Origin of the sequence: Anaerococcus lactolyticus ATCC 51172 (assembly GCF_000156575.1) — a bacterium.
GTDB lineage: Bacteria > Bacillota > Clostridia > Tissierellales > Peptoniphilaceae > Anaerococcus > Anaerococcus lactolyticus.
The window spans coordinates 1-238 of sequence record NZ_GG666182.1 but is presented as its reverse complement, the minus strand read 5'-3'; the positions used below and the strand labels follow the sequence as shown (position 1 = coordinate 238).

Annotated in this window: 1 protein-coding gene; it reads right to left on the bottom strand. The window is 62.6% G+C overall.

Annotated features, from left to right (window positions below; all coding sequences use genetic code 11):
• Window positions 1–25: 25 nt before the first annotated feature.
• On the bottom strand, window positions 26–238 hold a 213-nt coding region (locus HMPREF0072_RS11690; RefSeq protein WP_004831017.1), incomplete at its 5' end, for a nucleoside transporter C-terminal domain-containing protein.

Here is a 238-nt window from a genome sequence, read left to right as displayed (position 1 = left end):
TAGGGAATCTTTCTCAACCAAGGGTTCAACTGAAGTGCGTCAGCACGCCGGCGATGGTCGCCGTCATGAAGGTGGCAATGGTACCGCCCAGCACCGCGCGCAGGCCGAACTTGGCCAGGTCGTGGCGACGTTCCGGGGCCAGGCCACCGATGCCGCCGATCTGGATGGCGATCGAGCTGAAGTTGGCAAAGCCGCACAGTGCGTAGGTGGCGATCAAGCGACCTTCGTTGGACAGGCT